At 37.8% G+C, this 25,942-nt stretch carries 33 protein-coding genes; 25 read left to right on the top strand and 8 right to left on the bottom strand.

Translation table 11 applies throughout. The features are described 5' to 3' along the window. Nucleotides 1-375: 375 nt before the first annotated feature. From OPF91_RS14560 to OPF91_RS14520, 9 genes are all read left to right on the top strand, one after another. The gene (locus tag OPF91_RS14560; RefSeq protein WP_264989616.1) at nt 376-1,158 is read left to right on the top strand and encodes an aminoglycoside phosphotransferase family protein; all 783 of its coding nucleotides are present in this window, start codon (nt 376-378) and stop codon (nt 1,156-1,158) included. A 97-nt stretch (nt 1,159-1,255) separates the two neighbouring features. After that, a complete protein-coding gene (locus OPF91_RS14555; RefSeq protein WP_264989615.1) occupies nt 1,256-2,374 on the top strand; it encodes an amidohydrolase in 1,119 nt (372 codons plus the stop codon). Between the two features lie 88 nt (nt 2,375-2,462). Further along, entirely contained in the window at nt 2,463-3,314 is an 852-nt protein-coding gene (locus tag OPF91_RS14550; RefSeq protein WP_264989614.1) for a DUF72 domain-containing protein, read from the top strand. Beyond that, on the top strand, nt 3,314-4,135 hold the full coding sequence (locus tag OPF91_RS14545; RefSeq protein WP_264989612.1) for a sulfite exporter TauE/SafE family protein: 822 nt from the start codon (nt 3,314-3,316) through the stop codon (nt 4,133-4,135). Before OPF91_RS14550 ends, OPF91_RS14545 begins: the two co-directional genes overlap by 1 nt. A 25-nt stretch (nt 4,136-4,160) precedes the next feature. Then, complete coding sequence (locus OPF91_RS14540; protein WP_264989611.1) at nt 4,161-5,540, top strand: bifunctional metallophosphatase/5'-nucleotidase; 1,380 nt, start codon at nt 4,161-4,163, stop codon at nt 5,538-5,540. An 18-nt stretch (nt 5,541-5,558) separates the two neighbouring features. After that, nucleotides 5,559-6,668, top strand: a complete 1,110-nt coding sequence (locus OPF91_RS14535; RefSeq protein WP_264989610.1) for an HD-GYP domain-containing protein — start codon at nt 5,559-5,561, stop codon at nt 6,666-6,668. 38 nt (nt 6,669-6,706) lie between these two features. Further along, nucleotides 6,707-7,489 (top strand): sporulation protein YunB, encoded by a 783-nt coding sequence (yunB, locus tag OPF91_RS14530; RefSeq protein ID WP_264989608.1) that lies wholly within the window; start codon nt 6,707-6,709, stop codon nt 7,487-7,489. 192 nt (nt 7,490-7,681) lie between these two features. Then, on the top strand, nt 7,682-8,599 hold the full coding sequence (gene lipA / locus OPF91_RS14525) for a lipoyl synthase (RefSeq protein WP_264989607.1): 918 nt from the start codon (nt 7,682-7,684) through the stop codon (nt 8,597-8,599). Between the two features lie 19 nt (nt 8,600-8,618). Further along, the gene (locus OPF91_RS14520) at nt 8,619-8,942 is read left to right on the top strand and encodes a YutD family protein (RefSeq protein WP_264989606.1); all 324 of its coding nucleotides are present in this window, start codon (nt 8,619-8,621) and stop codon (nt 8,940-8,942) included. A gap of 45 nt (nt 8,943-8,987) precedes the next feature. Here the strand turns inward: OPF91_RS14520 and OPF91_RS14515 are convergent, their stop codons facing one another. Then, a complete protein-coding gene (locus OPF91_RS14515) occupies nt 8,988-9,254 on the bottom strand; it encodes a DUF3055 domain-containing protein (RefSeq protein ID WP_264989605.1) in 267 nt (88 codons plus the stop codon). Between the two features lie 76 nt (nt 9,255-9,330). Between OPF91_RS14515 and hepT the strand changes: the two genes are divergently transcribed. Then, nucleotides 9,331-9,780, top strand: a complete 450-nt coding sequence (gene hepT / locus OPF91_RS14510; protein ID WP_264989603.1) for a type VII toxin-antitoxin system HepT family RNase toxin — start codon at nt 9,331-9,333, stop codon at nt 9,778-9,780. Beyond that, a complete protein-coding gene (locus tag OPF91_RS14505; RefSeq protein ID WP_264989602.1) occupies nt 9,780-10,529 on the top strand; it encodes a TIGR01457 family HAD-type hydrolase in 750 nt (249 codons plus the stop codon). Before hepT ends, OPF91_RS14505 begins: the two co-directional genes overlap by 1 nt. Before the next feature lie 111 nt (nt 10,530-10,640). Here OPF91_RS14505 and OPF91_RS14500 read toward each other — a convergent pair whose 3' ends face one another. Continuing rightward, the gene (locus OPF91_RS14500) at nt 10,641-10,877 is read right to left on the bottom strand and encodes a YuzB family protein (RefSeq protein ID WP_264989601.1); all 237 of its coding nucleotides are present in this window, start codon (nt 10,875-10,877) and stop codon (nt 10,641-10,643) included. 235 nt (nt 10,878-11,112) lie between these two features. On the opposite strand from OPF91_RS14500, the gene OPF91_RS14495 reads away from it, so the two are divergent. After that, nucleotides 11,113-12,180 carry an NAD(P)/FAD-dependent oxidoreductase gene (locus tag OPF91_RS14495; RefSeq protein WP_264989600.1) on the top strand — a complete coding sequence of 356 codons (1,068 nt, stop codon included), beginning with the start codon at nt 11,113-11,115 and terminating at the stop codon, nt 12,178-12,180. A gap of 41 nt (nt 12,181-12,221) precedes the next feature. On the opposite strand, the gene OPF91_RS14490 is transcribed toward OPF91_RS14495, so the two are convergent. Then, the gene (locus OPF91_RS14490) at nt 12,222-12,557 is read right to left on the bottom strand and encodes a YuzD family protein (RefSeq protein WP_264989831.1); all 336 of its coding nucleotides are present in this window, start codon (nt 12,555-12,557) and stop codon (nt 12,222-12,224) included. A gap of 83 nt (nt 12,558-12,640) precedes the next feature. On the opposite strand from OPF91_RS14490, the gene OPF91_RS14485 reads away from it, so the two are divergent. Next, nucleotides 12,641-12,877 carry a NifU family protein gene (locus tag OPF91_RS14485; RefSeq protein ID WP_373877060.1) on the top strand — a complete coding sequence of 79 codons (237 nt, stop codon included), beginning with the start codon at nt 12,641-12,643 and terminating at the stop codon, nt 12,875-12,877. Nucleotides 12,878-12,928: 51 nt separating this feature from the next. On the opposite strand, the gene OPF91_RS14480 is transcribed toward OPF91_RS14485, so the two are convergent. Continuing rightward, nucleotides 12,929-13,621, bottom strand: coding sequence for a DUF2225 domain-containing protein (locus OPF91_RS14480; RefSeq protein ID WP_264989598.1), 693 nt, complete (start codon nt 13,619-13,621; stop codon nt 12,929-12,931). A gap of 175 nt (nt 13,622-13,796) precedes the next feature. On the opposite strand from OPF91_RS14480, the gene OPF91_RS14475 reads away from it, so the two are divergent. Continuing rightward, on the top strand, nt 13,797-14,171 hold the full coding sequence (locus tag OPF91_RS14475) for a HesB/IscA family protein (RefSeq protein WP_264989597.1): 375 nt from the start codon (nt 13,797-13,799) through the stop codon (nt 14,169-14,171). A gap of 184 nt (nt 14,172-14,355) precedes the next feature. Here the strand turns inward: OPF91_RS14475 and OPF91_RS14470 are convergent, their stop codons facing one another. Both OPF91_RS14470 and OPF91_RS14465 read right to left on the bottom strand, forming a co-directional pair. Further along, on the bottom strand, nt 14,356-14,868 hold the full coding sequence (locus OPF91_RS14470) for an ATP-binding cassette domain-containing protein (protein ID WP_264989596.1): 513 nt from the start codon (nt 14,866-14,868) through the stop codon (nt 14,356-14,358). Between the two features lie 129 nt (nt 14,869-14,997). Beyond that, nucleotides 14,998-15,255, bottom strand: a complete 258-nt coding sequence (locus OPF91_RS14465; protein WP_264989595.1) for a hypothetical protein — start codon at nt 15,253-15,255, stop codon at nt 14,998-15,000. A 140-nt stretch (nt 15,256-15,395) separates the two neighbouring features. Here OPF91_RS14465 and OPF91_RS14460 point away from each other — a divergent pair, with 140 nt between their 5' ends. Both OPF91_RS14460 and OPF91_RS14455 read left to right on the top strand, forming a co-directional pair. Further along, nucleotides 15,396-15,890 (top strand): NUDIX hydrolase, encoded by a 495-nt coding sequence (locus OPF91_RS14460; RefSeq protein WP_264989593.1) that lies wholly within the window; start codon nt 15,396-15,398, stop codon nt 15,888-15,890. A 72-nt stretch (nt 15,891-15,962) separates the two neighbouring features. Next, nucleotides 15,963-16,292 (top strand): YuiB family protein, encoded by a 330-nt coding sequence (locus OPF91_RS14455; RefSeq protein ID WP_264989592.1) that lies wholly within the window; start codon nt 15,963-15,965, stop codon nt 16,290-16,292. Between the two features lie 40 nt (nt 16,293-16,332). Here the strand turns inward: OPF91_RS14455 and OPF91_RS14450 are convergent, their stop codons facing one another. Further along, on the bottom strand, nt 16,333-16,815 hold the full coding sequence (locus OPF91_RS14450) for a divergent PAP2 family protein (protein WP_264989590.1): 483 nt from the start codon (nt 16,813-16,815) through the stop codon (nt 16,333-16,335). A 237-nt stretch (nt 16,816-17,052) separates the two neighbouring features. Between OPF91_RS14450 and OPF91_RS14445 the strand changes: the two genes are divergently transcribed. From OPF91_RS14445 to cysI, 7 genes are all read left to right on the top strand, one after another. Then, nucleotides 17,053-18,558 (top strand): leucyl aminopeptidase, encoded by a 1,506-nt coding sequence (locus OPF91_RS14445; RefSeq protein WP_264989588.1) that lies wholly within the window; start codon nt 17,053-17,055, stop codon nt 18,556-18,558. 66 nt (nt 18,559-18,624) lie between these two features. Continuing rightward, nucleotides 18,625-18,834: a uroporphyrin-III methyltransferase gene (locus OPF91_RS14440; RefSeq protein ID WP_264989587.1), complete on the top strand. Its 210-nt coding sequence runs from the start codon at nt 18,625-18,627 to the stop codon at nt 18,832-18,834. Between the two features lie 420 nt (nt 18,835-19,254). Further along, the gene (gene cobA, locus OPF91_RS14435; protein WP_264989586.1) at nt 19,255-20,031 is read left to right on the top strand and encodes a uroporphyrinogen-III C-methyltransferase; all 777 of its coding nucleotides are present in this window, start codon (nt 19,255-19,257) and stop codon (nt 20,029-20,031) included. Between the two features lie 12 nt (nt 20,032-20,043). After that, the gene (locus OPF91_RS14430) at nt 20,044-20,811 is read left to right on the top strand and encodes a sirohydrochlorin chelatase (protein ID WP_264989585.1); all 768 of its coding nucleotides are present in this window, start codon (nt 20,044-20,046) and stop codon (nt 20,809-20,811) included. After that, nucleotides 20,778-20,927: a YezD family protein gene (locus tag OPF91_RS14425; protein WP_264989584.1), complete on the top strand. Its 150-nt coding sequence runs from the start codon at nt 20,778-20,780 to the stop codon at nt 20,925-20,927. Before OPF91_RS14430 ends, OPF91_RS14425 begins: the two co-directional genes overlap by 34 nt. Before the next feature lie 11 nt (nt 20,928-20,938). Then, nucleotides 20,939-22,741 carry an assimilatory sulfite reductase (NADPH) flavoprotein subunit gene (locus OPF91_RS14420; protein ID WP_264989583.1) on the top strand — a complete coding sequence of 601 codons (1,803 nt, stop codon included), beginning with the start codon at nt 20,939-20,941 and terminating at the stop codon, nt 22,739-22,741. Nucleotides 22,742-22,759: 18 nt separating this feature from the next. Then, entirely contained in the window at nt 22,760-24,481 is a 1,722-nt protein-coding gene (gene cysI / locus OPF91_RS14415) for an assimilatory sulfite reductase (NADPH) hemoprotein subunit (protein WP_264989582.1), read from the top strand. 48 nt (nt 24,482-24,529) lie between these two features. On the opposite strand, the gene OPF91_RS14410 is transcribed toward cysI, so the two are convergent. After that, nucleotides 24,530-24,730 (bottom strand): response regulator transcription factor, encoded by a 201-nt coding sequence (locus tag OPF91_RS14410; protein ID WP_264989581.1) that lies wholly within the window; start codon nt 24,728-24,730, stop codon nt 24,530-24,532. 424 nt (nt 24,731-25,154) lie between these two features. On the opposite strand from OPF91_RS14410, the gene OPF91_RS14405 reads away from it, so the two are divergent. Both OPF91_RS14405 and OPF91_RS19160 read left to right on the top strand, forming a co-directional pair. Beyond that, nucleotides 25,155-25,598 (top strand): hypothetical protein, encoded by a 444-nt coding sequence (locus OPF91_RS14405; RefSeq protein WP_264989580.1) that lies wholly within the window; start codon nt 25,155-25,157, stop codon nt 25,596-25,598. 175 nt (nt 25,599-25,773) lie between these two features. After that, nucleotides 25,774-25,942: transposase (locus OPF91_RS19160; RefSeq protein WP_373877063.1), on the top strand; the 169-nt coding region annotated here is incomplete at its 3' end.

The following is a 25,942-nucleotide window of genomic DNA, read 5'->3' as shown; positions in this document are numbered from 1 at the left end:
ATAGCTTTATGTTTTTATTCAACATATAGAAACCCATTTTATCTAGGATGTATATGCAATGTTTACACCACAAAAGTAACTACACTTTTTTTATCAAGTAAGATTTGATAGTATGGAATATAGAGATGTAAAGAGAGGGGAATCGATAGGACATATGTGGCATACCCTGAAATGATTATTTAATTAGATAAAGACAATTGCACTTTCTTTAGGATGTGTTGAGTTGTCTATCTGAAATCATTCAAGGGATACATGATGTGGACAATTAAATTCCCATTGATGAGCAGATACCTTTGTCTATCTGCTTTTATTTATGGCTAAAAATGTATCTTTATTGAACATAAGCATTAGATTCCTAAAATATGGGGGATTGTTATGAGTAACGAGTACGAATTAACAGGAGGAAATGTCTCGAAGGTCTATCGGCTAGGCGATACTGTGCGGAGAGATGTAAAAATAGATAGTCCTAAAATTCATAAGTTATTAAAGCATTTAGAAAATAAAGGCTTTAGTTATGCGCCTAGATTTTTAGGTATTGATGAAAATGGACGGGAAATATTATCATTTATTGAGGGTGAGGCAGGGAATTATCCTCTAAAGAAATATATGTGGTCTAATAGTGTCTTAAAAGAAATCGCAAAAATACTGTGCCTTTATCATGATGCTGTTAGTGATTTTCCTTTGTCGGATGATTGGCAATCCATCGATAATACGCCAAACAAAATAGAGGTTCTCTGTCACAATGATTTTGCTATCTATAATATTATTTTTAATAACGAAAAACCAGTAGGCATTATTGACTTTGATGTTGCTGGCCCTGGTCCGAGGCTTTGGGATGTGGCCTATACGCTTTACACTTGTATTCCGTTAAGCAGAATTTGGTATTCTGAAACTGGAGAAGCTGTCTACTATAATTCATCGCAGCATGCTGACTGTGTCACACAAAGAATTAAACTATTTTTTGAGTCTTATGGTCAAGAAATAACAGAAGATTATTTGGAAATGGTGTTGCTACGATTGGAAGGGCTATGTCAAACGATAAAAAGAAAAGCTAGCGAAGGAGATAGTGCTTTTCAAAAAATGATAGACGAAGGGCATCTTGAGCATTATGAGGCGGATATTAAATTCATTCACAGGCATAGAGGAGAATGGATTTAAGGCTAAATAAGGCAAATAACTATATTGCTCAATAATGAATATCTCTTTACAATGATAATATGTCGTTAAATAGTCGTTATAAGAGGAGGTATAGTAGATGAAAGAAAGTATAATAAATCTATTTACACATTTACATGAACATGCAGAGGTAAGCTGGAAAGAGATTGAAACAACGAATTATCTTGTAGCTTTATTTGAAGAAGCGGGTTTTCAACCACAACGCTTTCAACATATTCCTGGTTTCTCTGTAGAGATTGGAGAAGGCTCACCGAAAATTGGACTACGTGCGGATATGGATGCATTATGGCAAGAGGTCAATGGCGAGATGAGAGCAAATCATTCCTGTGGGCACGATGCACATATGACGATTGTGACAGGTGTGATGCAGCAATTACAGAAAATAGGTCACTTGAATGGAACAGTGCGAGCCATTTTTCAGCCTGCTGAGGAGCTTGGCAATGGCTCATTAAGTGTTATTCAAGAAGGGGTTATTGATGATTTAGATTATTTGTATGGTGTTCATGTACGTCCATTTGATGAAATTAGTTACCCTAATTGTGCAGCAGGTATTCAGCATGGAGCTTGTTTATTTGTAAAAGGACAGATTGATGGCTTAGATCATCATGGAGCAAGACCACATAAAGGCATTAATGCGATTGAAGTTGTGACATCTATTGTGCAACAACTCAGTTTTACACATATAGATCCACATATTGCGGCAACAGTGAAGATGACGAATGTACATGCTGGAACAGAGAATTTTAACATTATTCCAGGGAAAGCATCGTTTGGTTTAGATTTGCGTGCACAAACAAATGAAGTGATGGAGCAATTAAAAGCGAAGGTAGAAAATGTTTGTCAGCAATTGAGTGCCTTATATCATGTTCCGATTCATATTGAATTTTTTGACCATGTACCAGCAGCGGTTGTCAATGAAGAAGCGGCACATTTTATGGCACAAGCGATTGAACATATTTTAGAGCGTCCTGCTATACCTATTATTATCACACCTGGGGCAGACGATTTTCATTTTTACACAATTGAGCGTCCACATCTGAAAGCAACAATGCTTGGTCTTGGGGCAGATGTTACACCAGGTCTACATGATCCATATATGCAATTTAATCATCAGTCAATGGAGAAGGGCATAGCTATTTTAACAGATGTATGCTTGCGTACAATAAAGCAATTTCATATGAAAGAAGGAGAAGATTGAGCGTGCATAGCTCAGTCTTTTTTGATGTCCCACTTTTTTTAATAAAAAATCTGGATTATGCTATCATGGTAATAAAGGGGGAGGGTCAATGATTCGAGTTGGATTAACAGGTTGGGGAGATCACCCTTCACTTTATAGCAGTGTAACGGCTGCTAAGGATAAATTATTTGATTATACAGGGCATTTTTTGACGGTAGAAGTGGATACGTCTTTTTATGCAATACCGTCTGTAGAAAATGTGCGTAAATGGTGTGAAGATACACCAAAGGGCTTTCGCTTTGTTTTAAAGGCTTATCAAGGAATGACAGGGCATTTGCGTGGGGACATCCCATTCGACACGAAAAATGATATGTTCAATGCTTTTATTGACTGTGCCAATGAGTTTAAGCGATATGACAAATTAGGTATGGTATTAGCACAGTTTCCACCATGGTTTGATTGTCAGGCGAAAAATGTTCAATATTTACGATATATTCGTCAGCAATTAAGTGATTTTGATGTGGCGATTGAGTTCCGAAACCAAACATGGTATGCAGAGAAAATGGTTCAACAAACGATGACATTTTTACAAGAGCATCAATTTATTCATACAATATGTGATGAACCACAAGCAGGCGTTGGGTCTGTGCCATTTTATCCACATGTGACGGCTAAAAAAGCCTTAATACGCATTCATGGGCGCAATATTCACGGCTGGCGCAACACAGGCAATACAGAAAATTGGCGTAAAGTTCGTTTTTTATATGATTACAATCAAAAAGAATTACAGCAGCTCGGTGCACATATAAGGCAGTTACAAGCAGAGGAATTATTCGTTCTCTTTAATAATAATTCAGGACATCATGCAGCGAAAAATGCAAAAGAGCTGCAAGTAATTTTAGATATTCAGGATAGCGGACTTGCCCCAAAACAATTAGATATGTTTGAAGGAGAGCTATAGTGGAATTTATTCTTTTAGTAGTTATTGCACTGTGTTCAGGCTTAATAGGTGCATTAGTAGGACTTGGTGGGGGTATTATATTAGTACCAGCTACATTGTATATAGGGCTAAACATGGGATTGATTCCTGATATGACACCACAAAAAGTAGTTGGTTTATCGGTGGTCATGATGATTTTTACAGGGCTTGCCTCTACATTGAGCTTTTTGAAAGCCAAAACGGTTGACTATAAAAGTGGCTTGATCTTTTTTTGTGGTAGTATTCCTGGGACAGTGCTAGGCGCATGGGTGAATAAAGGCGTAGATTTACCTTCTTTTAATTTGTATTTCGGCATTCTATTAATTATTTTATCTACAATATTACTTGTTCGTGACAAATTAAAGCCAGTCAAATGGTTTGTAGAAAATGGTCGGCAGCAACAGTTTACAGATACAGAAGGACAAACATTTGTCTATGGCTATCCTGTATGGTTTGCATTGCTTTTAACATTCGGTATTGGCTTTGCCTCAGGGCTATTTGGTATTGGCGGTGGATCGATGATTGTACCTGCCATGATTATTTTATTTTTATTTCCACCACATGTCGCAGTGGCTACGTCCATGTTTATGGTCTTTTTAACATCTATCGTGAATTCAGCCAGTCATATTTACTTAGGGCATGTGCCATGGTTATATACAATTCCTGTCATTCCAGGAGCCTATATTGGTGCAAAGCTAGGAGCTGCGTTAAATAAACGCATTCAATCAGCAACACTTGTTGTAGCATTACGGATTATTTTATTATTAATGGGGATTCGTTCGATTATCGAAGGATTATGGTAAGAAATTGTGAAGTGAGGTGGCTTTCATGCTTGAAAAAATTCATATTTTCCATACGAATGATGTACATAGTCATTTTCAGTATTGGCCACGTATGCAGCACTTTGTGACACAAAAACGTGCAGAGCTTGCAGCAATAGGAGAGACAAGCTATTTATTCGATATTGGAGATCATCTGGATCGTTCAAATATTTATACAGAGGCAACATTTGGTAAAGGTAATGTACAATTATTGAATGAAGCAAATTATGATGTTGTGACCATTGGCAATAATGAGGGCATTACATTAACACATGATGAGCTATTCCATTTGTATGATGAGGCAACATTTCAAGTAGTTGTGGCAAATGTGCAGGCACTACAAGGGGCAAATCCGAGCTGGATGAAGCCATATGTAATCATAACAACAGTACGTGGGACAAAGCTAGCCATCATTGCTGCTACAGCGATGTTCGATGTGTACTATCGGGAGTTAAATTGGCAAGTCGATGATGCGCAGCAAACAATTATTCAATTGGTCCATCAATTGCGTGATGAGGTAGATATTATTGTTTGTCTATCCCATTTAGGCATTACAGAAGATCGACTTTTAGCGGAGGCATGTCCAGCAATTGATGTTATTTTTGGCTCACATACACACCATGTTTTGTTAGAGGGAGAACGGGTAAATGGCGTATTATTAACAGGTGGTGGTAAGTTTGGTCAATATTTAGGACATCTTGTGATTGAATATGATGACAATTTAAAGAAAATAGTTGAAAAAAACGAGATTTTGCTGAATATTAGAGAATTTCCTACTGTTAAAAATGAAAAAGACATAGTACAATACTTTGAAGAAGAAGGGAAAAAATTACTAGATGTAGCTGTGTTCGAAACAGATAAATTTTATAATAAAGAGTGGTTTCATTATTCCCAGTTGTCTGATGTATTTGCACAGGCGATAGTAGAGAAAAGTGGAGCTGATTGTGCACTGTTTAATGCGGGTATTTTTTTAGATGGATTACCAAAAGGAAAGGTAACCGCCCTTGACATACATCGAATTTTTCCACACCCTATTAATTTATGTACAATTGAATTATCAGTGGCAGAATTAAAGGAAATTTACCAACAATCTAAAAATGAAGAATGGCCCTATATTGAACTAAAAGGGCTAGGGTTTAGAGGCGTCATTTTCGGGAAAATGTTGACATATGGATTTATGGTAAATGAGGATCGCCAGTTGATGGTGAATGGAGAATTAGCAGATGAGCAGCGTATTTATAAATTAGTAACACTCGATTTATTTACCTTTGGCTATTTTTATCCAAGTTTTAAATATGCAAAGAAAAAATATATACTACCAGCATTTTTACGAAATATTATGATAGATTATGGGCGAAGACGCTTTAAGCCACAGGAGCTTAAGTGATGGATTGGGGAATGAATCATGCGATTAATTTCAATCGATGTAGTGAAAGAGGGAATGGTACTCGGAAGAACGGTCTGGAATGAGGCTGGACATCCTCTTTTAAAGAAAGATGTTGTGATTAACGAGCGTATTATTCAAAGATTAAGGCAATTAAATATGCACTATTTATATATCAATGATGAGCTTTCTAAAGGAATCGAAATTGTGGAAACAGTGTCACCAGAAGTGCGCAATAAAGCACTGTCGACCATCAAAAATTCTTTCCAAGCTATCAATGGACTAGATGCAGCAGGTGCTTCTTATATACTCGATAAGCAATCTAAAGTTATTGTATCGATTGTCGATGAGTTACTGTCAATTGTTACAGAAAGCAGTGAAATTTTAACTATACTGACAGATGCTTATTTATTCGATGAATATTTATATCAGCACTCTTACCAAGTGACACTATATTCCGTTGCGATTGCGAAAGAGTTAGGCTATTCAATGGAAGATTTACGTTTAATCGGGATTGGTGCATTATTGCATGATGTGGGAAAGCTGCTCATACCAAAGGAAATTTTAACAAAGCCTGGACGCTTAACGAATGAAGAATTTGAATTGATGAAAAATCATACGAGATTTGGCTTTGATTTATTGCGAAATTTACATTCAATTTCCTTGTTAGTAGCGCATTGTGCGTTCCAACACCATGAACGTATTGATGGCAGTGGCTATCCACGGGGATTAGTGGATTTTGAAATTCACCCGTTCGCTAAAATTATTGGTGTGGCAGATGTATTTGATGCTGTCACAACGAATCGTGTATATCGTGAAAAAATGATGCCATCTCAAGGGTTAGCTATTGTAGAATCAGGCTCTGGTACATTGTATGATGCACGTATTGTAGAAGCGTTAAGAAAGTCCATTGTTCATTATCCAAATGGTGTTATTTTAAAATTATCAGATGGCCGTAGAGGGATTGTCTCGAAGCAAAATATGTTAGATCCTACATTGCCATGGCTCCGAATTTTTGAAGAACAAAATGAATTAATTGGGGCAACCTATGAAATTAATCTAGTGGACTATCCAACAGTTACCATTGATAGTGTGGAGACTGATTATGTAGCACCAGCCAAATTTGAATAAACATCTCCTCCTGTTCATATGTTAATGAGCAGGAGGAGATGTTTTTGTTTTTCCCTCGAAAAAGAATGAAATTAGGCGCTTATCGTAAAAAAGGAGTTCGTTTAAATCGTTTAACCATCCTTATTGTGAGTATTATGATTAGTCTGTTTTTTTTCATTTACTATTTAAACGAACGATTGATGCCCACCTATTTGCAATATGCAGAGGTACAAACGAATAAAATTGCGTCATATGTGGTGAATAAAGCGATTAATTCTAGAACATCCAATACATTAGATGTCAATGATATTATTGAAGATATTCCACCAGGTACATCCAATATGATAACGACTAAATTTAATACAGAAATCATCAACCGTGTGCGCTCAGAAACATTAGAGCTTGTGAAAATGTATTTAGAGCAAGCCGAACAGGGAGAACTATCCCATTTACCTGAACTAGAGAATGTTGAATATGATGTCGGGCGTATTCAGGATGGCGATGGTATTGTTTTTCTAGTACCACTTGGTCAGGCATTGGATATTCCGTTACTTGGCAATTTAGGTCCAAAAGTGCCAATACGCTTTCATGTCATTGGCAATGTGCATAGTGAGGTAACATCCTTTATAAAAGAATTTGGCATTAACAGTGCATTTGTAGAGGTCGGTATCCATTTTGAGGTCAATGTCCAAATTATTGTCCCGTTTGCTAGTAAATCAGCCACCGTTGTGCAAGATATTCCAGTGGCGATGAGCTTGACAAGAGGACCTGTTCCGCATATTTATACAAATGGTAGTGAAGCACCCCAACCTTCATTAGAAGTTCCTGTCCCATATGAATAGGTTTGGGTACTGATGCACGAAATGGAGACAAAAGCCTAGATTTTAAATAAAGCGAGCTCACAAAAACGAGAGACAATTACGCTAGGGCATATTGATAATGATAGTTGTTGACGTGTTATTATTATGGTACAGTGACAACAGAGAATATAATGAAAGCTATAACACATATAGTTGATAGGAGCGATATTTGCCATGACATCTTGTAAACCTACAAACAAAGAGGAGCATATTAGAAAACCAGATTGGCTTAAAATTAAACTTAATACGAATGAAGAATATAAAGGCTTAAAAAAATTAATGCGTGAAAAAAACCTGCATACTGTATGTGAGGAAGCGCGCTGTCCAAATATTCATGAGTGTTGGGGAGAACGTCGTACAGCAACGATGATGATTTTAGGTTCTGTTTGTACACGTGCTTGCCGCTTCTGTGCCGTAAAAACAGGTTTACCAAATGAACTGGATTTGGCAGAGCCAGAGCGTGTAGCAGATTCTGTCCAAATTATGAATTTAAAGCATGTTGTAATCACAATGGTAGCACGTGATGATTTAAAAGATGGTGGTGCAGAAGTGTTAGCAGAAACTGTGCGTGCCATTCGTCGTAAAAGCCCTCAAACCTCTGTAGAAGTACTACCTTCTGACTTAGGTGGCTTAGAAGAAAATTTACAATTGCTAATGGATGCACGTCCAGATATTTTAAATCATAATATTGAAACAGTTCGTCGTTTAACACCAAGAGTACGTGCACGTGCAAAATATGATCGTTCATTAGAATTCCTGCGTTTAGCAAAAGAAATGCAGCCTGATATTCCAACAAAATCTTCATTAATGATTGGATTAGGGGAGACACATGAAGAAATCTTAGAGGTTATGGATGATTTACGTGCAAACAATGTAGATATTATGACGATTGGTCAATATTTGCAACCGACGAAAAAACATTTAGCTGTGAAAAAATATTATTCACCTATTGAATTTGGGAAGTTGCGTAAAATTGCCATGGAGAAAGGCTTTAAGCATTGTGAAGCGGGGCCACTTGTGCGCAGTAGTTATCATGCAGATGAGCAAGTAAACGCTGCAACGAAAGAGCGTCAATTGCAAGCAGAGCTGTAAAGGAAAGCTGGTGTGTAGGTTGATTATCGTAGAAGGATATGAATATGAGCTATTGGAAAATTACCGAGAAGCGTTTCAAGAGGATGTATTGAAGGAACGTTATTCAGATATTTTAGCTCGTTATGATTATATTGTAGGCGATTGGGGCTATAATCAGTTGCGATTAAAAGGCTTTTTTGATGATAAAAATCAAAAAGCAACATTCGATACAAAAATTAGTACATTGCAGGATTATTTATATGAGTATTGTAATTTTGGCTGTGCTTATTTTGTGTTACGCAAAGTAAGAAAAATAGAGCCTGAGACAATTGGGCATGTGGAAAATGAACCATTAGAAGACTAATAAAAAGGATGCTACCTATTTGAGAGGGTAGCATCCTTTTATGTATTAATTCAGCAATTCACGTAAGTAGTCACGCAACTCCACAGTTTCTTCCTCCGAGCGATTGTAGACATGCTCTAAGTAACCTGGTTCTTCTACATCATCTGGTCCAATAATAGCAAAGCGACCAAATTGAATATCCATGACAAGTACTTTACCAAAGAAACGACCTGATTGTAAAATCGCTAAATCATAACGTAATTTGTTGCCTGCAAAGCTGACAAAGCGTGTTTTTGTGTCCTCTACATCATCATATAAGAAAAAACGTTCCATCTTTTACTCTCCTTCCAGTCATATAGTTATGGTACTATAGAAGAGAAAAGACTATCAACTTTTAGGGGGCTTCTTTGTGTATTTTGTAGATCGTAATAAAATCACAAAAAATTTACAATATCTAGACCAATTAATCGCTGTATTTGAAACAGAGAGCAATTGGCAAGAGAATGAGATAAAAAAATTAGCGGTGGAACGCATTGGGCATAACATTATGGAATCCATGATGGATGTTGGAAACTTAATGATTGATGGCTTTATTATGCGTGATCCAGGTAGCTATGAAGATATTATTGATATTTTAGTCGATGAAAAGGTCATATCACCAGACATGGAAGCATCATTAAAAGCTGTTGTAGGTTTGCGGAAAATGCTTGTACGTGAATTTATAGACGTGAACATTGAAGAAGTAGTACAGGTTTTACAAAAAAGCTTACCTGTATTAAAGCAATTTTCACCTGCTGTTAGCCATTATATTACGAATGAGCTTGGCCCTGTTTCAGCATTTTTACCGGAGGATCATTAATGAAAGCATATAAAGCCTATTGTTTTGATTTAGATGGAACTGTTTATCGTGGGAAAGAGGGTATTCCTTCTGCTATTGCTTTTATTCATCGTTTACAACAAGCAGGAATTGAGCCATTTTATGTGACAAATAACGCCTCAAAAACAAGAGAGCAGCTCCAAGAAGCGCTTCGTGCGATGGGTGTACAAGTACCTCTCACACATATTTATTCAAGTGCATTAGTGACGGCAAAGTATATTGCTCACCATTATCCTCAAAAAACAGTAGCGATGTTAGGCTCTGATGGCATCCGTTCTGCTTTATTACAAGAGGGAATTGATATCGTTGAACAAGATAGTGACATTTTTGTCATAGGAATGGATCGTGCTTTAACATATGATAAATTAGCACGTGCTACATTAGCCATTCAAAATGGTGCATTATTTATTGCAACAAATCAAGATATTAAATATCCAATGGAGCAAGGCTTTTTACCAGGTAATGGCTCATTTGCACGTTTAGTAGGAGAAGTAGCAGGCGTAGAGCCTATTTATATCGGCAAGCCATCACCAATCATATTAGAAACGATTGCCACAGAGCATGGGTTTTCAAAAGAAGATATGGTGATGATTGGGGATAATTATGACACGGATATACTATGTGGTATTCATTTTGGGTGTGATACAATTCATGTGAATACAGGTGTGACACCAACCGAAGCAGTGTTAATGAAAGAACAAAAACCGACATATGTGGTGGATGAATTATAAGTGTAATGAAAAAAGGATGTTATGCCGATTATAGACATAGCATCCTTTTCTCTTCATTCAGTGAATGGTGGGATACCTATTGAATCAGGGAAAGCCCCAGCGTAATGGATATTACCATAATGGATTTTCTTCAATAAATTGATAAATCGCTTTCGTTAGAGCTTCAGGAGAATCTGCTTCCACTAGCTCACCGTTGACGATAGCATAGAATGATTCAGCACATTTCGTACAATAGCTGAGACAGCCGTATTCTAAAACATCAATATTAGGATCACGTTCTAGTATTTCATATGTTTCCTGAGAGCCATTTGCTAAATTACTAATACAAAATTCAACCATTGGATTCACGTGTGTCACCTCAAGACAGTAATCAAGACAAAAATAATGCTACTCGCTTTTCCTTGTTGCGTCAATATTTTCGATTTTTGCGACAATTTGTGAAAAGTTTCACAAATTTAGATTCTGATATTGTGAAACTTCTCACAATCAGTTATACTCGTTTGTGGATACTTTGTGAACAAATATTATTATCATGGTTTATCACCTAGAAAAGTGGTGAAAACCAATATAAAAGGAGATCATTATGGGAAAATTAGTGCTTTTAGGTGGCGGCTATGGAAATATGCGTGTGATGCTTCGTTTATTACCAAATAACCTTCCTTTAGATACTGAGATTGTATTAATCGACAGAGCACCTTTCCACAGCTTGAAAACGGAATTTTATGCTTTGGCAGCAGGAACGGCAACAGATAAGGAAATTCGAGTAAGCTTCCCAGAGCATGAGCGTTTAACGATGATTTATGGAGAAATTATCGGGGTAGATCGAGTGGAAAAAGTAGTGCTATTAGAAGATGGGCAACGTATTAGCTATGATGATTTAGTTATTGGGCTTGGGTGTGAGGATAAATATCATGGTGTACCAGGTGCAGATGAGTATACATATAGCATCCAAACAATGGCAAAATCACGTGAAACGTTTCAAACACTTTGTGGATTACCAGCAGGCTCTACAGTTGGTATTGTAGGTGCTGGTTTAAGTGGTATCGAATTAGCCAGTGAGCTACGTGAAAGTCGTGCAGATTTACAAATACATCTATTTGATCGTGGTCCACGTATTATGAAGGATTTTCCTGAAAAGCTGAGTAATTATGTGAAGGAATGGTTTACTAAACATAATGTAGCGGTTGTTGCCAATTCCAATATTACGAAGGTTGGACCAGATAAAATTTACAACCATGAAGAAGAAATTCCACTAGATGCAGTAGTATGGACAGCAGGTGTACAGCCTGTCAAAATTGTGCGTGAGATGGATGTTGAAAAAGATGGACAAGGTCGCCCAATTGTCACAGAATATTTTAATGTAGTAGACGATGAACATGTCTATGTTGTAGGCGATTGTGCTTCTTCAGAGTTCCCACCAAGTGCATATTTAGCAGAGGAACAGGCAGAGCGTGTTGTCAAAGTATTGCGTGCCCGTTGGAAAAATGAGCAACTACCAGAAAAATTATCCCCTATTAAGCTAAAAGGCTTTGTTGGCTCATTAGGTAAAAAACAAGGCTTCGCTTATTTAGCAGATAAAACGGTAACAGGACGTATTGCTCGTTTAATGAAATCAGGTATATTATGGATGTATAAATACCAAAATGACTAAAAAAAGGGATTGCTCACATTTTTGTGACAATCCCTTTCATGTTAAACTGTTTCGTCTGGGATGAATCCAAGATTTTCAAGTTTGGTGAAAACAGGCTTTAATTGGATATAGCCTTCACCGATAACCTCATTATTAATAAGGACAAGTGGATAAAAAAATTCATCTTCCTGAATACGTGTAGCATAATCTTGGTCACGCTCATTATCCAGTGAACCTTCGATATCTACATAACGAATTGTATAGGCTTGATTTGGATATTTTCGATCAATGGCTGCTTGTAGCCATTCGTATGTATCTTTTGAGGACGGGGCATTTACACAGCTTGCACAAATAATGTCTGCACCGTAAATTTCAATCATTGGCTTTGCTTGTTCCATCATTCTATCGCTCCTCGTGATTCAATATTGGATTTTTTCTGTTGCTAACATTATAATCATTATAAGGAAAGGAGTCGAGCTAAATGACAGAAGCAACAATTAACGACCAAGTACAAGAGGTATTAGATAAATTACGCCCATTCTTACTACGCGATGGTGGAGACTGCGAATTAGTTGACGTGGAAGATGGCATTGTTAAATTACGCTTACTAGGCGCATGTGGCAGTTGCCCAAGTTCAACAATTACGTTAAAAGCAGGGATTGAACGTGCTTTATTAGAAGAAGTACCTGGCGTTGTTGAAGTAGAGCAAGTATTTTAATGAAATGAAAAAAGTTCTAGCTGGTGTAAAATCAGACTAGAACTTTTTATTTTAATTTTGATGTGATTGCTCTTTTTCAGCACGAATAATCGCCCATTGTTCCTTTGCCATTTCAATGACTTTTGCTTCGCCACCAACGTTTTGCTTTTCAATGACCCTTGAGAAAAAGCGTGTAGCGTTTTCAATGTCTCCCATTCTGCGAGAAAGCTCTGCAATCATATACATAATACGCACATCAGACATTTGTGTAGAGCTATAATCCTCTGTTGAATAGGATTCCATATACTGTTCACGTGCCATCTTTAAAAATCGTTCTTCTTGTCCTGTATTTGTCAATGAACGATAAAGCCAAGCAAGTCGTAGTGCTAAACCTGCAAGGGCCACGTGTTTTTCTTTTTTGATTGAGCCACAGAGATAGGCTAGTTTATAGGCTTGAATGGCCTGAAAAGCAGTACGCTCCCCTTTGAAATCATGATGCACCCAATTGTTCGTAATTTGAGTACGAATTTCGTCTTGAACACCAGGAGCAAAGTATTTCGTGAAATCTTCTGTAAACGAAAAACCACAATGTTCACAAACAAATACATTGTAATATAGAGCATTAACACCATCGGCATAGATAGGATGAAAGTCTGATTCTGTACGTTCCACCTTAATAAATTTCGAGCGTACTTTTAATGTCGGGAATTCTTTTTTGCAATTGATACATTGAATTTTTGTTTCATAATACGGTGTTAACTCCATAAATTCTCCCTCTTTCAACAATATTATTATACCTATTATACCAGTTGTAAGAGGAGAAACATGAATCGAAATAACTGAAAATGAGTTGTTCAACTATCATGTTGCATGGAGCTGAATATTTGTCATACAATAGTCAAAATTGATATGATAGAAACAACAAAGGAAGGTGTTTCAAATGGCAATACAAAAACAAGTAATCGAAGTAACGCAAGCAGCGGTTTTTCATATTAATGAAATGATGGTACACAATGAGGAACAAGGCTCTGTCTTACGAGTCGTTGTCAATGGCGGTGGCTGTAGTGGTTTATCCTATGGCATGCATTTTGACAAGGAACAAAACGAAGACGACTTTGAGGATGTACAACATGGCTTAACAATTGTTGTATCCCGTGAAGATGCCCCGATTTTAATGGGCACAAAAATTGATTACAAGCAATCACTAATGGGCGGTGGCTTCACCATCGATAATCCAAATGCTATTGCTTCATGTGGCTGTGGGACTTCATTTAAAACGGCAAAACGTGAAGGTACGCCAGAAGTTTGTGAATGATTCGTGGCGTTTAGAAATGTTGAAGAAGGATTGTAAATTACAGATAGAAATTGATTGTACACAATCCTGATTATATGTAAACACAACCCTAAAACAGCACATTTAGGGTTGTGAATACCAAGCCTTTTTGATTTGTATGTTGCAAAACATCACAATTTGAAAGGATTTTTATGTATTTAAGATTCTACGACAAGGATTTAAGTGTTTCTTCAATAGCCTTTTGCGATTTTATTGTTACCACTTTATCTTGAAATGGTTGTAATCGTTCTTTAATTTTCCACTGACCTGTCTTCTCATATGAGTGATTCCATTTGTACATATCGAGTAACATATGCAGTGTTGGCTTATAATTCGATTTTTCTAACTTCAAAACTTGCTTGAAAAATCGCTTATGAATGCGCCATAGTCTTGTAAAATAGGAAGGTTGTAGGTGAATAATATAGTCTGCTTGTTCAAAAAGCGGTGTTACCCAATGCTTACAATGAGCTCCTTCTGTTACCCATTCATTTTGTTGTACTACTTGTTGGATTAGTTGAGAGATGGCTTCGTCAGAGCGTCGCATATCGCCATGAGCATGGCGTTCCCACACAATATTATCAAGCTCAATATAGTTCATTTTACAGTTGCTTGCTATCTGCCTTGCTAAAGTTGATTTTCCGCTTCCAACACTGCCGATAATATGAATTTTTTCCTTCAAGCCCCATCATTCCTTTAATGATTAATATAAAGTCATTGTAGCGTAAGCGAAAATGAGCAAAGCATCATTATTTAAGCTGATTTTTAATTAAGTACAAATACAATAAAAAAACCACATTAAAATTTAGCTCTAGCCATTCAAAGCACGACGAATAATATAATTAGCCTCTTCCTCATCCTTTCTCCCAACAAACACAACATACTGTCTTTCAACATTTGTATTTGTGCCAAAGCTACCGAAATTATTCCTACTGCGATGCCCTGACCAATCAGTTGAGAGGTTCACTACTTTATAAGTATAACGTATACTTGCTGTTGCTAAAGCCTGTCTTACCTTTGCTAAATCTTCTAATGCGTAGCTTCGATACACTTCAACTTTAAAGAACATTTTCTCCACTACCTTTCTGTTGTGAAATATTTGAACAAAGCGGAGCAGTAGCATTACAATAAATACTACTAAGCTAAATAAGTGATTATACTTGTATTAACTAGAAATTATAGCATATTTTAAATAGAGGAGTGAGTGCTATGAAAAAGGATAGAGGGAAAGTTTGGCTAGGGGTTGCAGGTGTGGTCGTTAATGAACTGGGGCAATGGTTAGTTGTTAAAAAAACATATGGTGGCTTACAGGGGCGTTGGTCATTACCAGCAGGTTTTGTAGATGCGGGTGAGACAGTAGATGAAGCAGCTGTGCGTGAAGTAAAAGAAGAAACAGGTATCGATTGCTTTGTTTCAGGGCTAATTGGTTTTCGTACAGGCGTTATCCGTGAAGAAATTAGCGATAATATGGCGATTTTCTATTGCCGAATGAAGGATGAACGGCAGGCAATTGTCATACAGGAACATGAGATTGTGGAGGCTTGTTGGATTAACCCACAGGAACTAGCACAAGATGATACAGCCTCTGTTATGTTAAAGGAAATGGCCTCCATATCGTTTGAACAGCATCAATTATTGCCGATTGATGGCATTAATCCTGGCGATATTTTTGGTTATACAGCCTATCGTTTATTTTTGAAATAATGACAAAGGTTGTTCATTGAAAGGTCCGTAGTAATCATGTAAACTAGTGAAAGGAATATGGGGGTTATACATATGAGCGGTTCAGTTTCAGTAGTACAGTTAATTATCTCAGTATTACTATTTTTCGTCATGTTTTTTGGTATTGGATTTTTATTAAATATGTTGTTACGTATGACATGGCTCATGGCGATTGTTTATCCAATTGTCGTCATTTTTATTGTGGATGAAGTGAGTTTTCTAGACTATATTTTCAAGCCTGGTTCAGCTTTTCCAGCGCTAATTGATAAATTCCAAGCATTGCATATGGTGGATGTGGCTATTTTATCAGGCGGATTGGCAGGAGCCATTGTAGCGGGCTTTGTAATGATTTATTTAAGAAAAAGTGGCTATCGGATGTTTTAACAGTGTGGGATGTATCAAAAAGATACATCCCATGCTGCTTTTAAAGGACAAATTGATAAGTGACAATCCCGATGATAATTCCTGTAAGTGCACCGAAAAATACTTCACTGCGTTTATGCCCTAACAGTGTTTTTAATTCCTCCATTTTTTCTTGACCATCCATTTGTGGCCATTTTTTTAAGTCATGGAGTAAAGTTTGAAAATCTTTGCGTAATTGATTCAAAATGGCTGCGTGCTGTCCTGCCTGATAACGTACACCACTTGCATCATACATAACGATAATGGCAAACATAGCGGCTACTGCAAAGACAGGTGAATCTAAGCCTGTTTCATAGGCAATAGCTGTGGCGAGTGCTGTGACGGCAGCGGAATGTGAGCTTGGCATGCCACCAGTTGATGTAAAAAGCCCCCATTGTATTTGTCTCGTCATTAAAAAATGAATAGGAATTTTAACAAATTGTGCAAAAATGACAGCGAAGAGAGCAACAAATAATGGTGTATTTTGAAGTAAACTCAAATGCATCACAACCTTTATTAATAATTATGTTTATTTCGTAATTAACAGCCTGTAAAAAATCGATTGGTGAAACTACCAAACAGTGGAGATGAAGAGCCCCCACTGTTTGAAGGTTCACTTTATTATAACATTCATCCTACGCAAATGTTACGCACAAGCAGATAATTTCGGTATAATGAAATGGGCTAGAGGTGTTAAGTAGGCTAGCTATTTACTAACTATGTATTGATTGGAGATATGAATATGCACATTGAACAAGAAGCCAAAACATTTGATACGATTTCAACAGAGGTGTTAATCGTAGGTGTGGCGAAAAATCCGACACAATGCCCACAATGGGAAAGCTTTGCTGCTTTTTATGGTAGTGAGCTAACAGGATGGGTGCAAGCAGGAGATGTGTCAACAGAACTGAAAAAAGTGACGAAGCTGCCATTTTTGAAAGCGCACACAAATTTAAAGCGTATTCTTTTTGTAGGCTTGGGTGAACGTAAAAATATAACAGCAGAAGATGTACGTGCTGCATTTGGTTTAGTCGGTAAAGAGCTGAAGGTAATGAAGGTAAAAGACTATTCTATTTGGCTAGAATCTTTCACAACAGAAGCAGTGACAGTGAAGGATGCTGCCCTTTTAGCTGGAGAAGGTATTCATCTTGGCTACTACACAGTGCCACATTATAAAACATCCTCAAATGAGGCAGATGTGCATTTAGAGGCTGCTCATTTTGTAACAGAGAATGCAATGGATGAGGTTGCGACTAGCTTTGAAGTAGGTACGATTTATGCTAATGCCGTAAATGAGGCACGTAGCTTAATTAATTTACCACCTAATTTATTGACAGCTACTGATTTAGCAAACTATGCACAAACGTTAGCAGATGATTACCATTTTGAAATTGAAATTTTAAATAAAGCACAATTAGAAGAGCTTGGGATGGGCGGTATTTTAAGTGTTAACCAAGGTTCATATGAGGAGCCACGCTTAATTACATTGAAATATAAAGCGACAGAGGATTTTGCGGACCCAATTGGCTTTGTAGGCAAAGGTGTAACTTACGATACAGGTGGCTATTCTTTAAAACCAAAAGATGGCTTGGTCGGTATGAAGGGCGATATGGGTGGTGCAGCCGCTGTACTAGGAGCTATGAGAATTATCGGAGAAGTGCGCCCAAATAAAAATGTTGTGGCTGTAATTGGCGCAACCGATAATATGGTATCTGGTACAGCCTTTAAGCCAGATGATGTGATTACGACATATAGTGGGAAAACGGTTGAAGTATTAAATACAGATGCTGAGGGCCGTTTAGTATTAGCCGATGCTACAACGTATGCGAAGCAGCAAGGGGCAACAGCATTAATTGATCTTGCTACCTTAACAGGTGGCGTCATTGTTGCACTTGGTATGGATAAAACAGGTGCATTATCAAATAATGATGCATTCTTTGCTGATTTCATGGAGGCTGCACAAAAAACAGATGAATTTGTATGGCGTATGCCGTTAACAGAAAGCGATAAAAAACGTATTCGTAAATCAGATTTGGCTGATTTAAACAACTCACCTGGACGTGATGGTCATATGATTTTCGCAGGTGGCTTTGTCGGTGAATTTGCTGGAGATACACCATGGATTCACTTAGATATTGCGGGAACATCTGATGCAACGGCTGCATATGATTTAGGTCCAAAGGGTGGTACAGGTGTGATGGTACGTACACTAGCTCATTTTGTACAACGTCTAGCAGAAAACAAGTAAGGTGGGCAATCTCCCTATGCGAAACAACCTTCTCACATACGATAGTGAGTAAAAGGGAGGGAGCATATGCGGAATTTTGGAGGCTATCCAGGTGGCTTTGGAGGCGGCTTTTGGCCATTCGGTGCACCTTTTTTTGGCGGATTTTTAGGCAGTTTACTTGGATCACAGTTTAATCAATATCCTTATTACCCAAATTATCCAAACTATCCGAATTACCGTCCAAACCCACCATGGCCATATTTTCGACCATATCCACGGTATCGTAGACCATATTAAGTAACAGACCAGTTGTCGATTTTATGATCGATAGCTGGTTTTTTATCTTGGTTCAGTAACAGAGATTTTTTGTGCGAAAGCGTGAGTGCAACGTAGCGACAGCCACACGACCTCGTAGGTATTCGACAAAATTACGTGGATAATCGACAAATGTTTTGTATCGGAAGCGTTAGCGCTAGGTATAACAAGTCATTGCCGTAGGATATTTTCGCTTAGTGGGAGGGCATTTACAATTTTTCTTTCATTAGCTATTGACACGATATCTTATATTATTTATTATTCTTATTATATTACTATGAATTAAGAAACGTAGCTGACTAGCAAACTAGAGGCTCGTATTGTTCAAAGGCATTTGTTTGTTTATGGATGGTATGAGTCTCTTTTTTTACCCATGATGTGGAAAAAGAGGGAGTGAGGGCAATGGGCAAAGTATTTATAGTAGGTGCTGGTCCTGGTGATGTGGACCTGATTACGGTAAAAGGCTTACGCTGCATTGAACAGGCAGATGTGATTTTATATGATCGTCTTATTAATGAAGAATTATTAACGTATGCGAAAAAAGATGCCAAACTTGTTTTTTGTGGTAAATTACCACAGCAACATGCCATGATTCAAGAGCAAATTCATCAATCATTAGTAGAATATGCGCAGCAAGGATTAGTGGTAACACGCTTGAAGGGTGGCGATCCTTTCGTCTTTGGTAGAGGAGCTGAAGAAGCAGAGGTATTAGTACAACATCAAATCCCATTTGAAATTGTACCAGGGATTACATCTGGTATTGCAGCACCAGCGTATGCAGGTATTCCTGTCACACATCGTGATTTAGGCTCAAGCTTTGCGATGGTAACAGGACATATGCGAGAAGGGAAAGATGATGCTATTCACTGGGAAAGTTTGGCGAAGGGTATTGATACGATTGCGATTTATATGGGGGTAGGCAATTTACCTTACATTCGTCAGCAACTATTAAAATATGGACGTTCAGAGGAAACACCTGTAGCATTGATTCATTGGGGAACATTTGCCAAACAGCGAACAGTGACAGGCACTTTAGCTACGATTGAGGAAGTTGTACAGCGAGAAAATATTCAAAATCCAAGCATTATCGTTATCGGAAAGGTTGTTACATTGCGAGAAACGATTCAATGGTTTGAACAAACTGTCGCACAGCCTCAAACAACGGAAATTTCTGTATAAGGATGTGTTGAAATGCAGGCAATTTTATATATAGCGCATGGTAGTCGTGTAAAGGCTGGAGTGGAGCAGGCCATTACCTTCTTACAACATGTACAACGAGAAGTCAATGTACCGATTCAGGAAACTTGTTTTTTAGAGCTTGCACAACCAACGATTGCAGAGGGCATTGCCAATTGTGTTCGTCAAGGGGCAACAGCGATTGCTGTGATGCCGATTTTGCTATTAGCGGCAGGTCATGCCAAACAGGATATTCCCAATGAAATGGAGAAGGCGAACCAGCAATATCCGCATATTCGATTTACATATGGTGAGCCTTTAGGTATTCATGAGTTATTGATTGATACGTTACAAACAAGGGTTTTAGAAATGGGTTTACCTACAATAAATGCACAAGTATTGCTTATTGGGCGTGGTAGTAGTGACCCGAATGCCAAAAGAGATTTAAACAAAATTGCATCACGACTACGTGAGAAATATGGCTATCCTGTTGTCGATACATGCTTCTTATATGGAATAGGGCCTACATTTGAAGAATGGCTACAGCAACAACGAGATACAACAAGACCTGTGTTTATCATTCCTTATTTACTGTTTACAGGTATTTTACGTCAAAGCATTATGAAGAGGATGCAGACAGAAGCTAGTCAGCATATGATTTTGTGTGAAAGTCTAGGGTATGATGCAAATGTCAGAAAAGTATTAATAGAGCGTGTGAATGAATTATTACAAAAGGAGGGCGTTTGGACATGGCAGATAAACGAACAGAGAATATTAATCTAGCATTGGAGCATGTTCGAGAAATTCTGACTACCCTACAGCATGGCTCAATTACATTGATTGTACAAAATTCCTACGTTGTACAAATTGATAAAAATGAAAAAATACGATTACGTTGAGGTGACAGAAAGTGGAGTTAAAAGTAACGAACAGTCCATTTAATGACGTACAAGTAAAGCTATTAAATGAACTATTACCAACATTAACAGTAGAGCAAAAACTTTGGTTGAACGGTTATATTAGTGCCACATTAGCAGCAACAGCAGTAGCAAATACCCCTACTGTGGAAGCCCCTGTAGCTATCAGTGCACAGCCAGTAGCAAAAGAAGTGACAGTATTATACGGCTCGCAAACAGGAAACAGTCAAGGGCTAGCTGAGAAGTATGCAAAGGCTTTAAAGGAGCAAGGGCTAAATGTAACAGTTGCCTCTGTTGGTAAATACAAAGCGAATAATTTGAAAAAGGAAACAAATCTTTTACTTGTGGTGAGTACACAAGGAGAAGGAGATCCACCTGATCAAGCGATTCAATTCCATGAATTTCTGCATAGTAAACGTGCACCAAAGCTAGAGCAGCTTCAATATTCGGTGCTTGCTTTAGGGGACAGCTCCTATGAGTTTTTCTGTAAAACAGGTAAAGACTTTGACGAGCAATTTGCTAAATTAGGTGCAACACGTATTGCGCCTCGTGTTGATTGTGATGTGGACTATGACGAAGCAGCCGCACAATGGTTTGCGACTATACAAGAGGCACTAGTACAACAAACAGCAACATCAACGGCTACGACAGCTACTGTAAATGAAGCACCACAAGGAGACAGTACATATTCTCGCAAAAATCCGTTTTATGCAGAGGTGCTAGAAAATATTAACTTAAATGCGCGTGGCTCTAATAAAGAAACACGTCATATTGAGCTATCGATTGAAGGGGCAAACTTCCATTTTGAGCCTGGTGATAGCATTGGCATTCAGCCTGAAAATGATGAAAAACTTGTGGATGCGTTAATTACAGCATTGCAATTCGATTCACAAACATCTGTTACAGTGGCAGATGAGACTTTGTCATTAAAAGAGGCATTACAAAAGCGATTAGAAATTACGGTACTATCTAAGCCAATTTTAGAAAAAATCAGTGCCTTTACAGAGCATGCTAAGCTAGGAGAGTTATTAGCAGGTGATGGCTGGAAGGACTACGCATATGGCAAGGATTTACTGGATGCAGTAGAGGATTTTGCACCATTTACATGGAATGCACAGCAGCTTGCAGGGTTATTACGCAAAATTCCAGCACGTTTATACTCCATTGCAAGCAGTCAAAAGGCGAATAGTGATGAGGTGCATTTAACGATTGGTAAGGTAAGCTATGAAACGAATGGACGTCCACGTTTAGGTGTATGCTCAGGTAGTGTTGCAGAGCGTGTACAAATCGGCGATACATTACCAATCTATGTGCATAAAAATCCGAACTTCAGATTACCAGAGCAAGACAGCACACCGATTATTATGATTGGTGCAGGTACAGGAATTGCGCCATTCCGTTCGTTTTTAGAGGAGCGTGAGGAATTAGGTGTAGAAGGGAAGTCATGGTTATTCTTTGGTGACCAGCATTTCGTCACGGATTTCCTTTACCAAACAGACTGGCAACGTTTTATTGCTTCGGGTGTTTTAACGAATATGAGCGTAGCCTTCTCACGAGATACAGAGCAAAAGGTATATGTACAGCATAAATTACTGGAGAATGCAGCAGCTGTTTATGAATGGTTGGAGCAGGGCGCTATACTGTATGTATGCGGTGATAAAAACACGATGGCAGCAGATGTCGATACAACAATTCACCGTATTATTGAGGAGCAAGGACAAAAAACAGCAGAAGAAGCAAAAGCCTTTGTACAAGAATTAAAACAACAAAATCGTTATCAACGTGATGTATATTAATTGAGGGGGAGCGAGACGATGACAGAAAAGGTAATTTTACCTCCACAGCCAGGAAAACCAAGTGATGTAGAGCGTATTAAAAGTGAAAGTAATTATTTGCGTGGTTCATTAATAGAAACGATGGCTGATCCATTAACATCAGGCATTCCAGAGGATGATAACCGTTTGATGAAATTCCACGGCAGCTATTTACAGGATGACCGTGATGTACGTAACGAGCGTCAGCGTCAAAAATTAGAGCCTGCCTATCAATTCATGGTGCGTGTGCGAACACCAGGCGGCGCAGCAACACCTGAGCAATGGCTAGTAATGGATGAAATGGTACGTAAATATGGGAATGGCTCTTTAAAGCTAACGACACGCCAAGCCTTCCAAGTGCATGGTATTTTAAAATGGAATATGAAAAAATACATGCAGGAAATTAATCAAGTATTATTAGATACGATTGCGGCTTGTGGTGATGTAAATCGTAACGTAATGTGTAATGTGAATCCAAATCAATCGGCATTACATGAGGAAATTTACAATTGGTCTGCGAAATTAAGTGAGCATTTATTGCCAAAATCACGTGCCTATCATGAAATTTGGCTGGATGGCGAAAAAGTGATTGATAGTCAAGATGTAGAGGTAGAGCCAGTGTATGGTGCACTGTACTTACCACGTAAATTTAAAATCGGTCTTGCGATTCCACCAAGTAATGATGTGGATGTCTTTTCACAAGATGTTGGCTTAATTGCGATTGTGGAGAATGACAAATTGGTTGGCTTTAACGTTGCTATTGGTGGCGGTATGGGGATGACACATGGTGATGAGGCTACTTACCCACAGCTTGCCCGTTTAATTGGCTTTGTAACGCCAGATCAATTGTTGGATACAGCAGAAAAAATTATGACGATTCAGCGTGATTATGGTAATCGTTCAGTACGTAAAAATGCACGCTTTAAATATACAGTAGATGCCAAAGGGCTTGATTGGATTAAAGAAGAATTGCATCGTCGTTTAGGCTGGGAATTACAAGAGGCACGTCCATACACATTTAAGCGTACAGGGGATGAATATGGCTGGATTAAAGGCGCAAATGGCAAATGGCATTATACATTGTATGTGCAAAATGGTCGTGTAAAGGATTTTGAGGACTATCAGCTATTAACGGGCTTACGTGAAATTGCAAAAATTCACACAGGTGATTTCCGTTTAACACCAAATCAAAACTTGATGATTAGCAATGTGACGGCACAGAAGAAAAAGAAAATTCAAGAGCTGATTGAGCAATATAAATTAACAGACGGTGCACATTACTCAGCACTACGTCGTAACTCCATTGCTTGTGTATCCTTGCCAACATGTGGTTTAGCGATGGCAGAGGCGGAGCGCTATTTACCATCATTAATTACGAAAATTGATAGTATTATTGATGAAGCAGGCTTACATGAAACAGAAATCGGTATTCGTATGTCAGGTTGTCCAAATGGCTGTTCTCGTGCAGCGATGGGCGAAATTGGATTTATTGGTAAAGGTCCTGGTAAATACAATCTATACTTAGGGGCAAGTTTTACAGGCAATCGCCTCAATAAAATTTACCGTGAGAATATCGGTGAGGAAGAAATTTTAGCAGAGCTACGTCCTATTTTATTACGCTATGCAAAGGAACGTACAGAAGGCGAGCATTTTGGTGACTTCGTGATTCGTGCAGGCTATGTTGAAGCGGTGCATGATGGACGTGACTTCCATAAAAAATAACAGAGAAAAGGCTATTCAGTAGAAAATTTTTGCTGAATGGCTTTTTTTCTATTTTTTACTGAATACAACTAATCCATCATAAAGTGCTTTAACAGCAGCCCCCACACGGGAATCTACCTTCAATTTACATAAAATCGAAGAAATATGACGTTCCACAGTTCGTTGGGAGACACCTAATTCCTCGCTAATCATGCCATTTGTTTTGTCCTCAGTGATTTGGTGTAAAATTTTCAATTCTGTAGTGCTCAATAGGCTCTCTTTAAAAGGAGAAAATGACGTAAGCCCCTTATATTAATATCCATCAGTAAAACATTTGGTTGTAAACATTTTATATCTTCTAGTAATTGTGAAGAGGTGAAATAGTGCCGACCACTTGAATAGTTGGATTCATTTCTAATCAGATACGTAGGACTTCCAATACAAGTAAATGAAACACACGAATTTTCACACAATATTTTCCCTGATTAAATTAAAAAATGATAATTATTCATGTGATTTTTTGGAGGAATCACATCAAAACTGGTGTGATATACGTATGTATTCTGAAAAAGGTTGTGTTATATTAGAATTGTAAGTAAAATCTGGCAATTATTTTATGTTCCTTATATAATAAACCTATAGGCGATAATCCTTTGTTTGCCGTTCACATACTACTAAGGGAAGAAGGGGTTAAATGGACAATCGTAGACTGCATGTATGGCAGCCAGTTACTTGTTTAGAGAGAGGTCGAGTTTTCGAAGCTAAATGCAATTATCCGAATTCAGGTCTATGTATCACATTGATTGATATAAATGGTACTGAAGTGGATATTATTTATGATAAAGTGACTCAAATTCAAGATTATGTGTGGGCTTTTCGCCATATTGGGGAAATCCCTGGGACTTATTTAAATGAAATACCAGATGATGAAATGGAGAAAGAATCGTCCATTGTAAAAACGGCAGCGTGGTTTTATAAAATGAGCAATTCCGATTATATTGAATGGTTTGATCAACTACCATGGTTAGGCAGTAAAGATATTCCAGGCGCTGAGCATCATATTTATGCTTATGGTGATGGTGTTTTTGAAGTAATTAGTGATTATGAGCCTCGTTTTGTGATTCGGACTAAATCATAAAATCACATAAAGAAAGTCGTGTTAGAAAAGGGTTTGCACCATTATTTTCCACTAAGAATTTTTCCTATATAGCAATAGGAGATTGATAGAGTGCGAAAGAAAAACAATAGAGCAAAGGTTATTTGATATGCTCCCCATTAAGTAGACAGATTAAAAAATAAAATCTGTTTATCGAATGGGGAGTTTTTTTTTGCCTAAAAAATCATTTTCATCAGACGTAAAAATACTAGCACTTCAATATCTAAAAGAGGGTCATTATACTATTAAAGAAATATGTAAGATGTTTTCTGTAACTGACATAACCCTTCTACAATGGCGAGCGCTTTATCAATTTGGTGGAGTAG

The organism is Lysinibacillus piscis (genome assembly GCF_026012395.1).
GTDB classification, from domain to species: domain Bacteria; phylum Bacillota; class Bacilli; order Bacillales_A; family Planococcaceae; genus Lysinibacillus; species Lysinibacillus piscis.
This window is presented reverse-complemented; position numbering and strand designations above follow the sequence as displayed.

What these genes read in the sequence shown, in the direction of transcription:
- OPF91_RS14485 (WP_373877060.1), top strand. Translation starts at nt 12,641, where the DNA reads ATGACAGAAGCAACAATTAACGACCAAGTACAAGAGGTATTAGATAAA.
- cobA (WP_264989586.1), top strand. Translation starts at nt 19,255, where the DNA reads ATGGGCAAAGTATTTATAGTAGGTGCTGGTCCTGGTGATGTGGACCTG.
- OPF91_RS14505 (WP_264989602.1), top strand. Translation starts at nt 9,780, where the DNA reads ATGAAAGCATATAAAGCCTATTGTTTTGATTTAGATGGAACTGTTTAT.
- OPF91_RS14445 (WP_264989588.1), top strand. Translation starts at nt 17,053, where the DNA reads ATGCACATTGAACAAGAAGCCAAAACATTTGATACGATTTCAACAGAG.
- OPF91_RS14540 (WP_264989611.1), top strand. Translation starts at nt 4,161, where the DNA reads ATGCTTGAAAAAATTCATATTTTCCATACGAATGATGTACATAGTCAT.
- OPF91_RS14550 (WP_264989614.1), top strand. Translation starts at nt 2,463, where the DNA reads ATGATTCGAGTTGGATTAACAGGTTGGGGAGATCACCCTTCACTTTAT.
- OPF91_RS14430 (WP_264989585.1), top strand. Translation starts at nt 20,044, where the DNA reads ATGCAGGCAATTTTATATATAGCGCATGGTAGTCGTGTAAAGGCTGGA.
- OPF91_RS14515 (WP_264989605.1), bottom strand. Translation starts at nt 9,254, where the DNA reads ATGGAACGTTTTTTCTTATATGATGATGTAGAGGACACAAAAACACGC.
- OPF91_RS14425 (WP_264989584.1), top strand. Translation starts at nt 20,778, where the DNA reads ATGGCAGATAAACGAACAGAGAATATTAATCTAGCATTGGAGCATGTT.
- OPF91_RS14480 (WP_264989598.1), bottom strand. Translation starts at nt 13,621, where the DNA reads ATGGAGTTAACACCGTATTATGAAACAAAAATTCAATGTATCAATTGC.
- OPF91_RS14440 (WP_264989587.1), top strand. Translation starts at nt 18,625, where the DNA reads ATGCGGAATTTTGGAGGCTATCCAGGTGGCTTTGGAGGCGGCTTTTGG.
- OPF91_RS14495 (WP_264989600.1), top strand. Translation starts at nt 11,113, where the DNA reads ATGGGAAAATTAGTGCTTTTAGGTGGCGGCTATGGAAATATGCGTGTG.
- yunB (WP_264989608.1), top strand. Translation starts at nt 6,707, where the DNA reads ATGTTTTTGTTTTTCCCTCGAAAAAGAATGAAATTAGGCGCTTATCGT.
- OPF91_RS14555 (WP_264989615.1), top strand. Translation starts at nt 1,256, where the DNA reads ATGAAAGAAAGTATAATAAATCTATTTACACATTTACATGAACATGCA.
- OPF91_RS14490 (WP_264989831.1), bottom strand. Translation starts at nt 12,557, where the DNA reads ATGGAACAAGCAAAGCCAATGATTGAAATTTACGGTGCAGACATTATT.
- OPF91_RS14560 (WP_264989616.1), top strand. Translation starts at nt 376, where the DNA reads ATGAGTAACGAGTACGAATTAACAGGAGGAAATGTCTCGAAGGTCTAT.
- OPF91_RS14455 (WP_264989592.1), top strand. Translation starts at nt 15,963, where the DNA reads ATGAGCGGTTCAGTTTCAGTAGTACAGTTAATTATCTCAGTATTACTA.
- cysI (WP_264989582.1), top strand. Translation starts at nt 22,760, where the DNA reads ATGACAGAAAAGGTAATTTTACCTCCACAGCCAGGAAAACCAAGTGAT.
- OPF91_RS14405 (WP_264989580.1), top strand. Translation starts at nt 25,155, where the DNA reads ATGGACAATCGTAGACTGCATGTATGGCAGCCAGTTACTTGTTTAGAG.
- OPF91_RS14460 (WP_264989593.1), top strand. Translation starts at nt 15,396, where the DNA reads ATGAAAAAGGATAGAGGGAAAGTTTGGCTAGGGGTTGCAGGTGTGGTC.
- OPF91_RS14465 (WP_264989595.1), bottom strand. Translation starts at nt 15,255, where the DNA reads ATGTTCTTTAAAGTTGAAGTGTATCGAAGCTACGCATTAGAAGATTTA.
- OPF91_RS14535 (WP_264989610.1), top strand. Translation starts at nt 5,559, where the DNA reads ATGCGATTAATTTCAATCGATGTAGTGAAAGAGGGAATGGTACTCGGA.
- lipA (WP_264989607.1), top strand. Translation starts at nt 7,682, where the DNA reads ATGACATCTTGTAAACCTACAAACAAAGAGGAGCATATTAGAAAACCA.
- OPF91_RS14450 (WP_264989590.1), bottom strand. Translation starts at nt 16,815, where the DNA reads ATGCATTTGAGTTTACTTCAAAATACACCATTATTTGTTGCTCTCTTC.
- OPF91_RS14475 (WP_264989597.1), top strand. Translation starts at nt 13,797, where the DNA reads ATGGCAATACAAAAACAAGTAATCGAAGTAACGCAAGCAGCGGTTTTT.